This is a genomic window from Globicatella sulfidifaciens DSM 15739, assembly GCF_900167405.1.
GTDB lineage: Bacteria > Bacillota > Bacilli > Lactobacillales > Aerococcaceae > Globicatella > Globicatella sulfidifaciens.
The window spans coordinates 38,567-55,503 of sequence record NZ_FUWO01000008.1; the positions used below are offsets into that span (position 1 = coordinate 38,567).

General features: G+C 37.0%; 16 protein-coding genes. 1 reads left to right on the forward strand and 15 read right to left on the reverse strand.

Going from position 1 to position 16,937, the window contains the following annotated elements; translation table 11 throughout:
- Window positions 1-16: 16 nt before the first annotated feature.
- From B5D12_RS05505 to B5D12_RS05530, 7 genes are all read right to left on the reverse strand, one after another.
- The gene (locus B5D12_RS05505; RefSeq protein ID WP_078755862.1) at window positions 17-1,486 is read right to left on the reverse strand and encodes a GH39 family glycosyl hydrolase; all 1,470 of its coding nucleotides are present in this window, start codon (window positions 1,484-1,486) and stop codon (window positions 17-19) included.
- 20 nt (window positions 1,487-1,506) lie between these two features.
- Complete coding sequence (locus B5D12_RS05510) at window positions 1,507-3,159, reverse strand: sialate O-acetylesterase (RefSeq protein ID WP_078755863.1); 1,653 nt, start codon at window positions 3,157-3,159, stop codon at window positions 1,507-1,509.
- A gap of 84 nt (window positions 3,160-3,243) precedes the next feature.
- On the reverse strand, window positions 3,244-3,630 hold the full coding sequence (locus B5D12_RS10545; RefSeq protein ID WP_268762615.1) for an aldo/keto reductase: 387 nt from the start codon (window positions 3,628-3,630) through the stop codon (window positions 3,244-3,246).
- A gap of 5 nt (window positions 3,631-3,635) precedes the next feature.
- Window positions 3,636-3,980, reverse strand: coding sequence for an aldo/keto reductase (locus tag B5D12_RS10550; protein WP_268762616.1), 345 nt, complete (start codon window positions 3,978-3,980; stop codon window positions 3,636-3,638).
- 249 nt (window positions 3,981-4,229) lie between these two features.
- Entirely contained in the window at window positions 4,230-4,475 is a 246-nt protein-coding gene (locus B5D12_RS05520; RefSeq protein WP_078755864.1) for a DUF6171 family protein, read from the reverse strand.
- A 3-nt stretch (window positions 4,476-4,478) separates the two neighbouring features.
- Window positions 4,479-5,918: an alpha-N-arabinofuranosidase gene (locus B5D12_RS05525; RefSeq protein ID WP_078755865.1), complete on the reverse strand. Its 1,440-nt coding sequence runs from the start codon at window positions 5,916-5,918 to the stop codon at window positions 4,479-4,481.
- Window positions 5,919-5,933: 15 nt separating this feature from the next.
- Complete coding sequence (locus B5D12_RS05530; protein WP_078755866.1) at window positions 5,934-7,901, reverse strand: right-handed parallel beta-helix repeat-containing protein; 1,968 nt, start codon at window positions 7,899-7,901, stop codon at window positions 5,934-5,936.
- Between the two features lie 101 nt (window positions 7,902-8,002).
- On the opposite strand from B5D12_RS05530, the gene B5D12_RS05535 reads away from it, so the two are divergent.
- The gene (locus B5D12_RS05535; RefSeq protein ID WP_159443871.1) at window positions 8,003-9,097 is read left to right on the forward strand and encodes a helix-turn-helix domain-containing protein; all 1,095 of its coding nucleotides are present in this window, start codon (window positions 8,003-8,005) and stop codon (window positions 9,095-9,097) included.
- Between the two features lie 72 nt (window positions 9,098-9,169).
- On the opposite strand, the gene rplT is transcribed toward B5D12_RS05535, so the two are convergent.
- From rplT to purM, 8 genes are all read right to left on the reverse strand, one after another.
- Window positions 9,170-9,526, reverse strand: coding sequence for a 50S ribosomal protein L20 (rplT, locus tag B5D12_RS05540; protein ID WP_066124251.1), 357 nt, complete (start codon window positions 9,524-9,526; stop codon window positions 9,170-9,172).
- Between the two features lie 30 nt (window positions 9,527-9,556).
- Complete coding sequence (gene rpmI, locus B5D12_RS05545) at window positions 9,557-9,754, reverse strand: 50S ribosomal protein L35 (RefSeq protein WP_066124248.1); 198 nt, start codon at window positions 9,752-9,754, stop codon at window positions 9,557-9,559.
- A 21-nt stretch (window positions 9,755-9,775) separates the two neighbouring features.
- A complete protein-coding gene (infC, locus tag B5D12_RS05550; RefSeq protein WP_078755868.1) occupies window positions 9,776-10,309 on the reverse strand; it encodes a translation initiation factor IF-3 in 534 nt (177 codons plus the stop codon).
- 573 nt (window positions 10,310-10,882) lie between these two features.
- Window positions 10,883-12,559 (reverse strand): formate--tetrahydrofolate ligase, encoded by a 1,677-nt coding sequence (locus tag B5D12_RS05555; protein ID WP_078755869.1) that lies wholly within the window; start codon window positions 12,557-12,559, stop codon window positions 10,883-10,885.
- A 20-nt stretch (window positions 12,560-12,579) separates the two neighbouring features.
- A complete protein-coding gene (purD, locus tag B5D12_RS05560; RefSeq protein ID WP_078755870.1) occupies window positions 12,580-13,827 on the reverse strand; it encodes a phosphoribosylamine--glycine ligase in 1,248 nt (415 codons plus the stop codon).
- Window positions 13,828-13,837: 10 nt separating this feature from the next.
- Window positions 13,838-15,352 carry a bifunctional phosphoribosylaminoimidazolecarboxamide formyltransferase/IMP cyclohydrolase gene (gene purH / locus B5D12_RS05565; protein ID WP_078755871.1) on the reverse strand — a complete coding sequence of 505 codons (1,515 nt, stop codon included), beginning with the start codon at window positions 15,350-15,352 and terminating at the stop codon, window positions 13,838-13,840.
- Window positions 15,337-15,915 (reverse strand): phosphoribosylglycinamide formyltransferase, encoded by a 579-nt coding sequence (purN, locus tag B5D12_RS05570; protein WP_078755872.1) that lies wholly within the window; start codon window positions 15,913-15,915, stop codon window positions 15,337-15,339. Before purN ends, purH begins: the two co-directional genes overlap by 16 nt.
- A complete protein-coding gene (gene purM / locus B5D12_RS05575) occupies window positions 15,912-16,937 on the reverse strand; it encodes a phosphoribosylformylglycinamidine cyclo-ligase (protein ID WP_078755873.1) in 1,026 nt (341 codons plus the stop codon). Before purM ends, purN begins: the two co-directional genes overlap by 4 nt.

The window sequence follows — 16,937 nt, forward strand, 5'->3', positions numbered from 1 at the left end:
TCCAACTTTAGTTTCATTATATTCTATCAATATAAAAGCCACGATCACTCTTAATCTTTACTGATTTTAAGGTTATTAAGCCAATTTCATGTGATTTAATTTCCACTTCAAAATCACCGTCTTTTAGTAAATCAGATATTAATTTTGGCTGTGCTCCTTGTTTTATCAAAGTAAGATGTTCTTTATTCAATGAAGCTGGCTCACCTAAATCATGCCAAACTTTTCTTGGATTAGTTGTTTTGGGACTGACCACCTGGTGAATCATGGATTGCGTTCCTTTCATCCCATTAATCTTAAAATGTATTTTTAAACTTTCTTCTGCAAAATTCCAGTAAACAATTCGTACATTTTTGTCTTTATCAGTAGTAATAATCACATTGTTATCACGGTATATACAATTAGGATAAAGTTGTTTAAAGAAATAAAAAGTCCAATAAGTTGGTTTCGGTATATTGCCATTTGCAACAAGACCGAATCCTCCATGAAACGGGGTAAAGGGCACCCCCATCTCTTCAAAGACATCTCCAAAAGTCCAATATGAATACAACTGAGATGTATCCCCTAATTGCGACAACAAATAAGCAACATAAGCAGCATTTAGATTAGTATCATGTAATGGTGTGTCTGGTCGATATGAGGTATTAAATTCTGTAATATGAATTGGTAATCCTTTAAATTCCTCAAAGCTTTCAATTGTTTGACGGGTAACTGACAATTCTTCCAATGATTCATCGGGGTTTCTTAATGTGGTATAACTATAATGCCCATCCACAGTTGGTTGATCAATGGTATAAAAATGACGAGTAAAATAATCCAATGCAATCTCGCGTTCACGACAGAACTCTAAAAATTTAGGATGCCAAGTCTCTTCTACACCGCCACACACTGCGGGACCCCCTACTTTAAATTTTGGATTAAAAGCTTTTATTGCTTTAAAAGTCACTTCAAATAATTTGAAGTACTCTTCCATATCGGCATTTTCCCAAAAACCAGGTAAATTAGGTTCATTCCAAACTTCAATTGGCCAGCTTAAAACTTCATCTTCTCCATATCGCTCCATTAAATGTTGTAAAGTTACAACAACTAAATCGGTCCATTTTTGATAATCTTTGGGCGGTGTCACTTGGCCTTTCCAATAGAAGACTGTTTGGGTACCAGAAGCTAATTCTTCGGGCATAAATCCTAATTCAAGATAAGGTTTTAAACCTATCTCTTGATAAAAGTCCATGACTAAGTCTAAGTAGGTAAAATTATATTCAACGTGAGTTTTGCCGTCTTTATCTTGATATTCATGATAAATCGCCATATCATCTAAAAAAAGACCATGGCCACGAATATACTTAAATCCAATTGTTTCTTGAACATATCTTAATTGCTTTTGATAATTTTCTTGTAGTGCTAGTCCCATCCGCCCGGTTCCAATACATAAATCACTATGATTATTAAATTGGATACCTTCTGACTTCATATCCAGTTCTATCTTCATGAAATTCTCCTCTCAAAAATTTAATTCGATAATGCAAACGGCATCAGGGGGTGATGTAATTCGTTGTATATATTCACTTCATAAAAAGCCGTTTTAGCAAAATTGATTTTAATATCACGCAAAGGTGCTATTGCTGGTGATTCGATAATCATTTGATTGCCACTTAAGTTTACTTTTACTTCTTTATCAGTTATGCCATCAACTATTATTTCTAGTCCATTGATACCATCCGTTATTGGAGGGATAAAAGTATCCGGTATTTCTGCTAATTCAAATCCATTATAACTTTCAAAATCACGTTCTTCTTTGACTAATTGTTGACAATTTTCGATTATAACAATTGCTTTTCCGTCTTCAACATTCAACTTTTTAGCTCGTGGAGCATAAGCAGGTGCAGGATTTCCAAAATCAATGTGGTCAACTAATTGATACAATCTTTCCGCTAATACCTTTTTATTTTTTGGATGAATATCAAAAATATTGCCAACATCTGATGAACTGATTAAGTAATTATCCGGAACGGAATCAGCAATGAGTTCTTGTTCCTCACGTATTTTAACAAACTTGGAACCCTCATTGCCTAACCATTCACCAAACGGCGCAATTTGTACAACATAGAACGGAAGGTATGTTTGCTTTTTATTACGTTCTAACCATGCCTCACGCCACGACTGCACCATCTGTTTGAATAAATTATGATAATGTTCGGCTAAATCACAATCACTCTCACCCTGATACCATAAAACACCTTTAATGCTAAATCCCGCTATAGGGGCTATCATTTGTTCAAATAAACCCCCTGGCTCTTTTACATCTTGAGGACCCACTTCGGTCATTTCTTCATAGGTCAATTCTGATATATTAATCTTTTCACCATTGATTTCAATCCAATTAGCCGACTTAGGTTGGGACGCTTCATCTGCCTGAATTTTTTCTAGAACACTTGGTAAATAGGTATTTTTAATCACATGACTAAAACCCTCATAGCTTTCTTGACTTGATAAAAGTGGTCGGACAGCCTCTTTAATACCATAGTAACGCTCTAAATCTAAGTTAGACACAATTTCATTAAAATTATCCATGTAAAATTTTAATTGCGGATTCTTACTTAGGGCTGCTTTCGGGGTCCAACTAACAGCACTCGTTCCGCCCCAATTACTTGAAACTATCCCTACTGGAATGCCTTTTTCACGCATTTTTTTAGCGAAATAATATCCAATGGCACACATCTCAGGAATGGTTGAAGGTTCAGCACTCACCCAACGATCCCATTGATTCCATTGCTTAAATCCTAATTCACGTTCTCCTTCAAACGAATATTGTCCGACTGTATACATTCTTAAATGTGGGTCCGTATTCGTTATTTCTTCCTCCAGATGTTGTTCATAACGCATCCAAAATTCCATATTGCTTTGCCCACCTGCTAACCAAATCTCGCCTATATCCACATTCTTTAACTCAATGTCATTTACTTTCAATGTAACATTCACTTGTGCAGGCTGCTCAGGAATTAGGATAGAAAAGCTTCCTTTCAAAACTTGCTCTTGATGGATCAATTCTTCATTTAAATGGACAGATACCGTCTCATCTTGGTCACTCGTTCCAAAGATAGCAATTGGTTTTTCTCTTTGCAGAACCATATTATCTGTAAAAATACTGGCTAATGTTATCAAATTATCACCTCATTTAATGCACGAAGGTAAGTGGACTAGGAGTATAGGCATGGTCACTCCATTGGTCCACTTACCGACGCTAATTTATCCTATTTTTCGATTGAATTTTTTAAATTCAAATAAGGCATCTATTTCTTGCTCTATCTCAGGTGTTATTTCAACTGCTAACGCTTTTAAATTATTCTCTAACCGCTCAGGTTTAGTTGCACCGGTAATCAAACATGAGATAGCTGATTTTCTTAAAGCCCACGCAAGAGAAACGCTTGCTAAATCCGTGTCCAAGCGGTCGAAAGTTTTTATTAGAGCTTCCACTTTTTCTAAATTTTCTTCAGTCAACATCGCTTGTATTTTGTCTTGATAGGTAGCCCGTGAACCTTCAGGTATTGCTTGACCTTGACGGTATTTACCTGTTAAGAGCCCTTGTGATAAGGGAGAAAATGACACAATCCCAACCCCATGGCGTTCGCACACATCCATCACCTCTTTTTCAATATAACATCAAAAATATTATATTGTGGTTGAATCACAGAAATTGGATGTAATCCCATTTCCTTTATTATGATGAGTGCTTCTAATAATTGAACTGGCGTCCATTCACTCACTCCATAATACCACACTTTGCCTTGATCAACTAAATCACTCAATGATTGTAGTGTTTCTTCTAAAGGTGTTTCATGATCAAACCGATGGCAAAAATACATATCTAAATAAGTCGTTTGCATATTTACTAATGACTGCTCAATGGTTTCAAAGAGATGTTTTCTTGATAATCCCCTTCCATTAGCATCTTTTCCTGCTGGGAAAAACACCTTGCTGGACAATACTAACTCTTTACGTGGATACTTTTGTTAAATTTGCCCTAAAAATCGTTCAGCTGCACCGCCACTATAAGCATCGGCACAATCAATAAAATTTACGCCCTTCGAAATTGCTTAATCAATAGTCGCTTCAGCAACATCTTGAGTTTTTTGGTCACTAACATCAGTCATCCAACTACCAATCGCAATTTCACTAACTTTTAGGCCAATTTTTCCTAAACGACGATATCTCATACTTTTCCCCTTTACTTCCTACCATTTACCTACCGGACAACGCTTATGATTTAATGCTGAACGAAACTGATAAAAGCAACCACATTTACTACACGTTTCTTGATTGCGAAATGGACAATTTAGACAGATCTGTTGTCTTTGTAGCCAAACCTCATCTGAGACACGATCCAATTCAAGTGCTAACTGATCTTCAATCAGTTGTGATACATCAATCTTCATTAGTTCTTCTTTGGTTTCACATCCAAAACACGGTCGTTTTTCCATAGGCTAGATCGCTACTTGGACTGTCACAACCGACATTGGCGCTACTTTAACTTCTAATGTTTGATCAAAGATTTGTACTTCTTCCACATCTTGAATTGTAACTGTCTCTGGGTGAGAAAAATCATTATAATCATCCATTTTTTCGCCTTTTATTCCTTTTGCAGAAAGGATTGACTTCGCATTGATATTATCAATGCTAATGGTTTCATTTTCAGTCAATGAAAAATTACAGATAGAAATAGTCATCACTTGGTCTTTTTTTGAAATGGTATAGGTGATCGTTTCACTTTCGTCACCAAAACTTTCAACAAACTCAGCCTCATGATGTTCTTTATATAAATCAAAAACATGATAAGTAGGTGTTTTAACCATTTCGGCACCTTCTGTCAATACCATTGATTGCAACACATTGACTGTTTGAGCGATATTTGCCATATGTACTCGTTCAGCATGTTTATGGAAAATATTGAATGTAATGGCTGCCACCATAGCATCACGAATTGAATTTTGTTGATATAAGAATCCCGGGTTTGTACCTGGTTCAACCGCTAACCAAGTTCCCCATTCATCCACAATTAATCCTACTCGTTTTTCTGGATCATATTGGTCCATAATTGCGGAATGACGTGTAATTAATTCATCCATATATTGAGCATGTTTAATTAATGACCACCATTCTTTTTCCTCAAAACCAGTTGCTGGACCTTTATCTTCCCACGCACCCGTCATTGCATAATGGTGCAGACTAAGACCGTCCATAAAACGCCCCGCGTTTTTCATTAATACTTCTGTCCAATAATAATCATCTACAGTTGGGCCACAAGCAATTTTATAAATCGGTTGTTCTCCATACTGACGAACATAAGTTTGGTAACGGCGATACTCATCGGCATAATACTCAGCGCGCATATTACCACCACATCCCCAACTTTCATTACCGACACCAAAGAATTTCATTTTCCAAGGTTCATCTTGTCCATTTTCACGTCTTTGGTTAGCCATTGGCGATTCTCCAGCCATGGTGATATATTCCACCCACTCTTGCATTTCTTGAACTGTGCCACTGCCCACATTGCCATTAACATAAGCATCACATTCTAATTGCTTAATCAATTCAAAAAACTCATGTGTTCCAAAATGGTTATTCTCTGTTACACCGCCCCAATGGGTATTCACCATTTTATTACGAGTTTCCTTTGGACCAATACCATCTTTCCAATGATACTCATCCGCAAAACATCCTCCTGGCCAACGCAATACTGGTATTTTAATATTTTTTAGTGCTTCAACGACATCTTGTCGCATTCCGTTCACATTTGGAATTTCAGAATCTTCGCCTACATAAATGCCTCCATAAATACAACGTCCTAAATGTTCAGCAAAATGACCATAGATATATTTCGAAATTTTTGGTCCCTTTTTATTAATAACTGTAACTTTCATGTTACGCCTCCTCTTTTATTTTTTGATAAATTCATATGAATCTTCTAAAGTAGCAAATGGTCCTGGATACGGTGTTAAGTCACGATGATTGCCATAGAAATCTTGATTGAAAATAATATCTGTTTCATCGGCACTTTCAAAACGTTGTTCTGGTTCAAAAGCAACTCCTAGCATTTCAGTTTGAATTAAATTTACCTTAAATGCATTCAGATACTCCGCAATATTGGTTTCTAAAGTGTAATGTCCGTCATGCTCGATTAGTTCCAATTTAATGGATTCTTCTAAAGTTAATTGATTTTCTTCTTTAGCAAAGGCTTCCGCGCCATTTAAATAAACATTACCATTAATCCAAACTGGTAACTTGCCAAAATGAGCATTATGCATTTTCATCATGCTAGGAAACTCATTTTCTAATTCAAAATCTTTTATCCAGTCTTCATATAAAGGATATTCATTAAATAGCGAAGTGCCTGTAACAGCCTCATTTTTATCTTGTCCCCATTTTTGAATAAAGATATTATTGTAAATACGATGATCCCCATGCAAGAAAGTCATAAACCCTGCCACTTCTGTACGATGCTGAATATGATAAGGGGTATAACGCATATCAGTACGTCCATCCTCTAAAGTTGAATCGGTGCCCCCTCCAATAGATATAAATGGTCCCGAACACAAGTTATGAATAATCGCACATCCTTGGGAGGCAATACGCATTGAATGTTTTGATAAGCAAACATTATTGTCAATAATCGTTGGTCCATGACTTACTTCAACAAAAATATCTTGATTTAATTGTCCTTTTTCAATATCACCTTTTGGTGGATGATTATCATGTAAGAAGTTTTGAGTTAAACGCGTTCCTTGAGCTTGCCAATCACACCAAATCCCCATAAAACAATGATGAATATGATTGCGTCTCATTAGAACATCAATGGCCGCATGAATTTTAATACCTGCGACTTCTGCCCCAATTAATTCCTGCATGATATTTATATGGTGAATGTGATTATCTTCAATTGTTGAGAAGACTGCTCCCATACGTCCTACAATACCGGCTTGCTCACAATGATGAATATGATTACGTCGAACAAGATGGTGTCCGATATTTTCTTTGGTCCATCCATGATATTGACCACGGCAAACAGCATCTCTTTCCATTTGAGTTGGTGTTTTAAGATGACGATGCGTGAAATACTGGTCATTCTCCGGATCACGATATTTACCTAAGGAAATGCCTACACATTTACTATGACTCACTTCACAGTCTTCAATGACCCACCCTTTAGACCAATGCGGGCCAATTAAGCCATCTTGGAAGGATGCCGGTGGAGCCCAAGTGGTAGCCGCCATTATTAATTTAAATCCAGATACTTGAATATAATTTCGCCCTGTTTCTTTAGGCATGAAGACTCTTCGTCTAACATTTATTTCAACATTTTCCTCATTAGGATTCTTGCCATGAAAATTTGCGTAAATTTCAGTATATTCCCCATTTTGTTTTGTATACCATTTGTAAATTGATTTTTCAGGTTCCCAAGAACGTTCGTCCACTTCACCTTTAAGACAATCTTCTAGACTTTGAACTTCATAGAAAGTGAGATCATTCATATAAACAGCTCCGGTATGATTAATTGCAGGTCCGAAATACCAATCTCCCCAAACTAATGTCGTATATGGATTATAGTCACCAAACGTATCATTATGAATGGATACTTTCCAAACATTATCTTGATAGGGTTCCCAGTTTGTAATACGTTCAGCACCTGAAATAATAGCACCTAAGGGTTCGGTTGAGCGATAGATGATGGGATTACCCTCTTCGCCACCATTAACGGGACTAACATATTCACGATATAATCCAGGAGCCACTAAAACCTCATCGCCAGCAACCGCAATTTTAGCAGCATCGTTAATATGCTTGAATGGTTTTTCTTTCGAACCATCCCCATCATATTTTGCTCTAGCATTGACATAAATTAACAAGTTATTCCTCCTAACATTTTATTACTATACAACTCATCATCTTTATACTATAATAAATGAAAGCGTATAAAAATATCCATTTTGAACAACTTGGAGGAAATATGTATCCTAAACAAACTCAATTAAACAATTTGTTATTTAGTCAACTTAATCCAGATGCCGTTCCATCATCTGAAAATTCACATCTGCATCTTAGTCACAAATCTAATACTGATTTAGTTATTTATGATATTTCGATGCCCTATTTAATTTTATACCAGGCTTTATATCCAACATTAAATCGAAGTATCTATTTTGAATTTAGCGAACAACACAAAAAGCAGTTCATTTCAACCTATGAAGCTACTACTCAAACCGAGATGCCCATGCATTCACACGACTTTTATGAGTTAACGATTGTCTTGTCTGGAGAATGTAAAATGAAAATCGAAAATGAAATTGTCAGTTTTAAAGCTGGAGATTGCTGGTTTGGTAATAAGAATATTCATCATAAGGAATTCATGGATTGTGAACTGGAAATTGTCCAATTTCTGTTTAAGGAAGAGTATATCATCGAAATTTTTGATAATAACTTAGCCTATAATGAAGAAAATATTCCCTCATCTTTAAGTTCATTTTTTTCGAAATTATTCCATCGAAATAATAAAAATCCATTTTATAATAGTAAAGAATATGTTGACATTCGTATTAAAGATTTTCAGCATTTGACAATAATTCATCAATTTATTAATGAATTGATGACAGAACTATTGTTTGGTTATCATGGTAAAAGCCATATTATGAAGGGACTAATATGTAAATTATTTTATTTTTTAGAAGATAAAGCTGTTTTTAATATTGAAACCCATCTAGCGCAATTAACTACGGAAGAACACATTTTGTTTACGATAGCTTCTGCCTATAAAGATAAAATGGGCTTATTTTCTCGTAAAGAAATAGAAGAGTTAACGGGGTATAATGGTAATTATGTCGCTAGAATTGTCAAAAAAAATACCGGGATGAATTTATTAGATTACGGGAAAATCTTTTTATTAGAACACGCTCGACAGCTCTTAATTAACACCAACCTTAGTGTTCAAGAAATTGTAGAAAAATTAGGTTACTCGAATCGTTATTATTTTAATCGTATCTTTATTGAGCGCTATCAGGTCACACCATCTGAATTTAGAAAACTCAACCGCATGAAGAGTAATTAATATATACCATATATATTAAAAAACGCCGACTGGTTGAATCCAGTCGACGCTTAATAGTGATTGATAATTAAATTATGCTAATGCTTTTTTAGCTTCTTCAACTAAAGCTGTAAATGCTTCAGCATCGTTGATTGCTAATTCTGATAACATTTTACGGTTTACTTCAATACCTGCTTTTTTCAAGCCATTCATTAATACTGAGTAGCTAATACCGTTCATACGAGCAGCTGCATTGATACGAGTAATCCATAAGCGACGGAAGTCACGTTTCTTTTGACGACGGTCACGGTATGCATAAGAGTATGATTTCATTACTTGCTGTTTAGCAGTTTTGAATAATACACTTTTCGCTCCATAGTAACCTTTTGCTAATTTTAATGTACGTTTACGACGTTGACGGGTAACTGATCCACCTTTAACACGTGCCATGTTTCATTCCTCCTTAGTTCTTCTAGAATATTATAATGCTGAGATTTGATGTTTGATACGTTTCATGTCAGACGGATGTACCAAAGTTGCTTTTGCTAATTGACGACGTTGTTTTTTAGTTTTTCCGTGGAAACGGTGACTAGTAAAAGCACGCGAACGTTTTAATTTCCCTGAACCTGTACGTTTTACACGTTTAGCTAATCCACGGTGAGTTTTTTGTTTTGGCATGATTATTCCTCCTGAAATCTATTATTCTGCTGATTTTACTGGTGAAAGCATAATAAACATGCTTCGACCATCCATTTTAGGTTGAGATTCAACAACAGCAAATTCTTTTGTATCTTCAATAAAATCTTCTAAAACTTCACGACCTAAATCTTTATGCGTAATGGCACGTCCTCTAAAACGAATACTCGCTTTAACTTTATCACCATTACCTAAGAATTTAATCGCTTGACGTAATTTAGTATTGTAGTCGTGGTCTTCAATAGAAGGACTCAAACGAACTTCTTTAACTGTAATTGTCTTTTGATTTTTACGTTGTTCTTTTTCGTTCTTTTGCATTTCGTATCGATACTTACCGTAATCCATAATTCTGGCAACAGGTGGCTGTGCAGATGGTGATACTAATACTAAGTCTAGACCGAATGTTTCAGCAATTGTCAATGCATCATCTAATGATTTTACTCCGATTTGTTCGCCATTGTCTCCAATTACGCGTACCTCATTAGCTCGGATTTCTTCGTTAATTGGTAATTCTTTAACGATAATTTCCACCTCCATAATAGTTTGAGCGGCAAGTAGGATCCGTCATACAATAAAAAAGCAAGTTTACATAATAAACTTGCCGCAATAATAGACGTACAATGAATAACCATTGAAGTCTTCTTATTTGCCACACACCTACTAGTGTTGGCGAGAAACGGCAGTTTCTACTTGTTTTCTCAACTTTTATATAGTACCATAGATAATCTACTTACGCAACCCTTAAACGTGATTATTTTTATTTAGTTCTTTTCTAATCAAACTTCGATAGCTTTATTTTGATTAAATACTTCTGTACAACAACAATCAAACGCACTTTTCTTATTATAACCAATATAGACAATGGTTGTCCACTCCTATTTACAAAATTCAAATCACACAGTATCTGACAAAGAGCCACCCTTTAGAATGCGACTGTGTTCTCTTTATATTGATACTGTGCAACGATCACTTAATCCTTGTTTCCTTTTTAATAACAACATAACTGTGTAAAAAACATTGCTACCATATAAAGATAGACTAAAGTATACAAGTGATAGTTTCCAAAGAAACCATCTTAACATCATGTATGATTGATTTATCTTTCCATAATTAAGACAATCCGATAATTGTGCCTTCCTCGGTAATATCCATATGGTTGGCAGCAGGTACTTTAGGTAAACCGGGCATGGTCATAATATCGCCCGTTAATGCTACAATAAAGCCGGCACCTGCATACACTTTTAAGTGACGAACGGTTACTTCAAAATCAGTTGGCGCTCCTAATAATTTTGGATTATCAGTAAATGAATATTGTGTTTTCGCCATACAAATAGGCAATTTGTCGAACCCTAAGGTCGTTAATTGACGAGCTTGACGACGAGCTTGTGGGGTTAACTTCACTTGACGTCCACCATAAATCTTTTGAACGATTGCTTGCAATTTTTCTTCAATCGTATCCTCTAATTGATAAACATATTGCAATTTTGATTCTTTTTCGGCAACAGCAACAACTTTTTCTGCTAGTTCCATTGTTCCTTTACCGCCATTAGCCCAACCATCTGATAAAGCCACTTCGACTCCCAATTCGTGACACACTTTCTGCACTACCGCAAATTCAGCCTCCGTGTCGGTAGCAAATTTATTAATCGCCACCACGACTGGTTTGCCAAATTGTTCAGTCACATTTTGTACGTGACGACGTAAGTTGGCCACACCCTTTTCAAGTGCTATCACATTTTCTTTAGATAAATCTTCGCGTTTAACACCTCCATGCATTTTCAAAGCACGGATAGTCGCCACCACAACGACAGCATCAGGTTCTATTTCGCCAAGGCGACATTTAATGTCCATAAATTTTTCTGCACCTAAATCTGCACCAAAGCCTGCTTCGGTAACGGTGTAATCTGCTAATTTCATTGCTGTCTTCGTAGCGATGATTGAATTACAACCATGCGCGATATTGGCAAAAGGACCACCATGAATAAAGGCTGGTGTGCCTTCTAATGTTTGTACTAAATTCGGATTAATGGCATCTTTCATTAATATAGCTAACGCACCTGATATTTGAAGGTCTTCCACCGTAACAGGTTCACCACTATTGTTATAAGCAACAATGATTCGGCCTAATTTGGACTTTAAGTCGGTCATGTTTTCCGCTAAACATAAAATAGACATGATTTCTGAAGCCACAGTAATATCAAAACCATCTTCATGTGGAAAGCCATCTGATTTTTTACCTAATCCTGAAACAATATTACGAAGTTGGCGATCATTCATATCAACGACACGTTTCCAAGTAATGGAACGAGCATCAATATCTAATTCATTACCATGATGAATATGATTATCTAAAGCAGCTGCCACTAAATTATTGGTTGCGGAAATTGCGTGGAAATCTCCTGTAAAATGAAGATTGATATCTTCCATCGGAATAACTTGCGAGTAACCTCCACCAGCAGCACCACCTTTCATCCCAAAGACTGGACCTAAAGAAGGTTCACGTAAAGCAACCATTGCATTCTTACCAATCTGTCTAAGACCATCGGCTAATCCAACTGAAACGGTTGTTTTACCCTCACCGGCCGGCGTTGGCGAAATGGCTGTCACTAAAATCAGTTTACCGTTTTGACGTTCGTCTAAATCAGCTATTTGGTTGACTAAAACCTTTGCTTTATCATGACCATAAGGGGATAACTCGGTTGGTTGAATACCTAATTTATCCGCAATGACTTGAATTGGTAATGGTTGGATGCTATGTGCAATTTCAATATCAGTTAAATGTGACAAAAATTCTTACTCTCCTTCTCTTATTGGCCAATATCTTGACGATAACTTAAATTTGAACTTTTAATTTGTTTAACCAACTCATAGGCTCTTTCTCTAGCCATCGCTCGACTACTTCCCAAGCCCACTGCAGTTAATACTCGCCCGCCGATATTCACAATGGTATCTTCTATTTTTTTGGTTCCATTATGAAATAATAGTTGATCCGAAGCTATTGATGGCGGTAATTCAATCGGATGGTTTTTATCAAACGTTTGTGGATATCCTTTAGAATGAAGCACCACCCCAACTGAATGTTGGGGAGACCACTGAAGGTCATGCTCATTCAAATTATTTGCAACGGCCTTTTGAATTAATTCAACTAAATCCGATTCAAGTCTTGGTAAAAGCACTTGCGTTTCAGGATCGCCAAAACGAACATTAAATTCCAAGACTTTGGGTTGGTGATGATCGACCATTAATCCAACAAATAATACCCCTGTGAAATCAAACCCTTCTGACTCTAATCCATATTCAATTTGTGCTAAAAGAGTTTGAATCCCTTGATGCAAATCAGTGGCAAGACTATTAGCTGGAGAATAGCCACCTAAACCGCCGGTATTAAGTCCTTGATCGCCTTCTTCGGCTTTTTTATAATCATGGGCCATATCTAATGGAAATAATTTATTATGGGAAACCAAACATAAGAGTGATATTTCCTCACCCGTTAAATATTCTTCAATAACCACTTGATGGCCTGCTGCACCAAATTGGTGATGATTCATCATCGAGTCAAGCGTCTCTTTTACTTCTTCTCTTGTCTGAGCAATCACAACCCCTTTTCCTAGTGCTAAACCATCTGCTTTTAAAACGATTGGCAAAGATAACGATTCAGTCACGCGGATTCCTTCTTCATAAGAGGTTACCGTTTCATAGGTAGCAGTTGGAATTTGATGGCGGACTAAAAACTGTTTGGTGAAATCTTTTGAGCCTTCAAACTGAGCACAGTGACGATTCGGTCCAAAGATAACGAGCCCTGCAGCTTCAAAAGCATCAACTACACCTAGACATAGTGGTTCCTCAGGACCCACTATGGTCAGGTCTATCGCTCTCTCTTGAGCAAAAGCCACTAAAGCTGGAATATCTGTTGGTTCTATTTCAACTTGAGTCGCAATTGAGGATATACCAGCGTTGCCTTTCGCTACAAACACTCCTTCAACTTGTGGCGATTGTGACACTTTCCAAGCTAGCGCATGTTCACGGCCACCATTTCCGATAATCAATATTTTCACAGATTGCCTCCTAATGTTTGAAATGACGCATGCCAGTAAAGATAACCGAGATGTCTTGTTGATTAGCGGCTTCAATCACTTCCGCGTCTTTAACTGAACCACCCGGTTGGATAATCACTTTAATGCCATAATCGACTAATGTATCAATAGTATCTTTAAAGAAGAAGGCATCTGATGCTACAACAGCCCCTTCTAATGGAAATTCTGATCGTTCAAGCGATTTTTCTAAAGCCCAAACGCGTTTCACTTCGCCATGACCTAAGCCATAGGTTTGGCCATTTTTAGCTACTACCATTGCATTAGATGCAATATGTTTGCACACTTTCCAAGCAAAAATCAAATCTTGTTTCTCTTCTTCGGTAATCGCACGTTCAGTCATTAACTCCCATTTTTCAAAAAGTTTACGGTCAGTCTCTTGTAATAATAAACCATCGACTGTTTCTTTGAATTGTAAATTATTGGGTTTAATGTCTCCTAAAGTCGGTATTTCTAACAAACGGATGTTTTTCTTCGCTTGCAATACAGCTAATGCTTCCTCCGAAAATTCAGGCGCTGCCACAATTTCTAAAAAGGTTTTGCTTAGTAATTGTGCCGTTTCTAAATCGACTGGACGATTAAGGCCAATAATACCGCCAAAAATAGAATTCGGATCACAGTCATGCGCTTTTTGATACGCTTCTGCTAATGTTGCACCAATCGCAACACCACATGGGTTCGCGTGTTTAACTGCTACAGCAGTTGGTTCTTCAAATTCTAATAATAAATCCAAACAAGCTTTTAAATCATTTAAATTATTATAGGATAATTCCTTGCCATGTAATTGCTTAAAGTTATATTTCTTTTGACTACTTGAATAATATGCAGCTTGTTGATGTGGATTTTCGCCATAACGTAAGGATTGTGATGTCTTATAAGCTAAGGTTAAATATTCAGGGAAAGCTACTTCATTAGTACGATTAAAGTAAGCTGCTATTTGTGCATCGTAGTAGGCTGTCAAATTAAACGCTTTGCCAGCTAAGGTCTGACGCTCCGCTAAACTTAAGCTCCCGTTTTCTTGTAATCGGCTTAATACCCAATCATAATCCGCTTGTTCCACGATAATAGTGACATCTTGATAGTTTTTAGCTGCCGCACGAATCATCGATGGACCGCCTACATCAATTTTTTCAATAATATCAGCATGAGTCGCATCGACTTTAGCAACCGTCTCTTCAAATGGATATAAACTATTCACGACCATATCAATACCTTGAATATCATGTTCTGCTAAGGTTTGGCGATGTTCTTCATTATCTCGTTTAAATAAAATTCCTCCATGAATAGCAGGGTGGAGTGTTTTTACTCTTCCGCCTAACATATCCGGATAAGAGGTAACATCCTCAACGGGAGTGACCGCAATCCCAGCCTCTTCTAAACATTTTTGAGTACCACCAGTCGATAATATTTCCCAACCAAGGTCAACTAAACCTTGAGTGAACTCGACAATACCTGTTTTATCATATACTGAAATTAATGCACGCACGATGAATTTCCTCCTATTAAGTCTTTAATACTTTCAATTAAAATATGATGTTCGATTTCTAATACACGTTGTTGTAAGCTTTCAGGGGTATCTTCTGGCAATACATGAACCACTTCTTGACGAATGATAGGTCCCTCATCTAACTCTGCGTTAACCAAATGAGTAGTCGCACCCGTTATTTTCACCCCACGTTTAATCACCGCTTCATGAACTTTTAAACCATAAAATCCTTTACCGCTAAATGCCGGAATTAAAGAAGGATGAATATTTAAAATTTGAGTTGGATAGGCCGCTAATAGTTCTGGCCCTATTTTTCTTAAATAACCTGCTAATATTACGTAATCTACTTGGGCTGATTGTAAGGCAGAGGTTATATCACCCTCTAAGCGGCTGGTCAGGGTCTTAATCCCAGCCAAGCGCGCTCTTTCCAAACCATAAGCTGTAGCATCTGATGAAATGACGATAGCTATTTCAGCATCTAAAACCTGCTGTTGACAAGCGTCGATAATGGCTTGAAGATTGGTGCCCCCTCCTGAAATTAATACACCTAACTTTGTCTTTTTCATGATAAATGGACACCTGCAAAGTCATCGGTAATGGTTCCTAAAACAAAGGCCGAGCTATCGATAGACGTTAAACTATTAAGTGCGGTTTCTACCTCAGTTGGTGAGACCACAATCACTAGTCCAACGCCCATATTAAAGGTGCCAAACATTTCATCACGATCGATTTGTCCCCATTCTTGTAACAATTTAAAAATGGCTTGTTCAGGAATCGCTTGGGTATCGATTGTAATCCCTAGATTATCGGAAAGGATGCGAGGTAGATTTTCTTCTAAACCGCCACCAGTTATATGGGCAATTCCTTTTACCTCAACATATTCGAATAAGGTTGCTACTTCTTTGGCATAAATACGTGTTGGTGTTAATAAGATTTCGCCAACTGTTTTATCTAATCCCGAAACATTATCTTCATAGTTAATATTGGCTTTATTTAAGATTGCTCGTACCAATGAAAAACCATTAGAGTGGACCCCCGATGAAGCTAGCCCAATTGCCACATCACCGGCTTTGATATTGGCACCGGTAATTACTTTTTCTTCATCTACCAAACCTACCACGAATCCCGCCAAATCATATTCATCTTCTGAATACATTCCGGGCATTTCAGCTGTCTCGCCACCAATTAATGCTGCTCCGGCTTGTTGACAACCATTAACCACACCTTCGACAATGGCTGCCATCTTTTCGGGAACCAATTTCCCGGTTGCAATATAATCTAAGAAGAATAATGGTTTTGCACCTTGACATAAAATGTCATTGACACACATTGCCACACAATCAATACCAATTGTATGGTGAATATTTAAGGTTTGCGCAATCATCAACTTGGTGCCTACCCCATCAGTACCTGAGACTAACACCGGTTTTTTAATCCCCATTAAATCAGGTTTGAAAACACCAGAAAAACCTCCTAAATTGGTTAGTACTTCCGGACCATGTGTTTTTTTAACCATATCTTTCATTAATGCAACTTGCTCATAACCAGCTGCTTTATTGACGCCAGCTGTTTTATAATCTAACCCCAC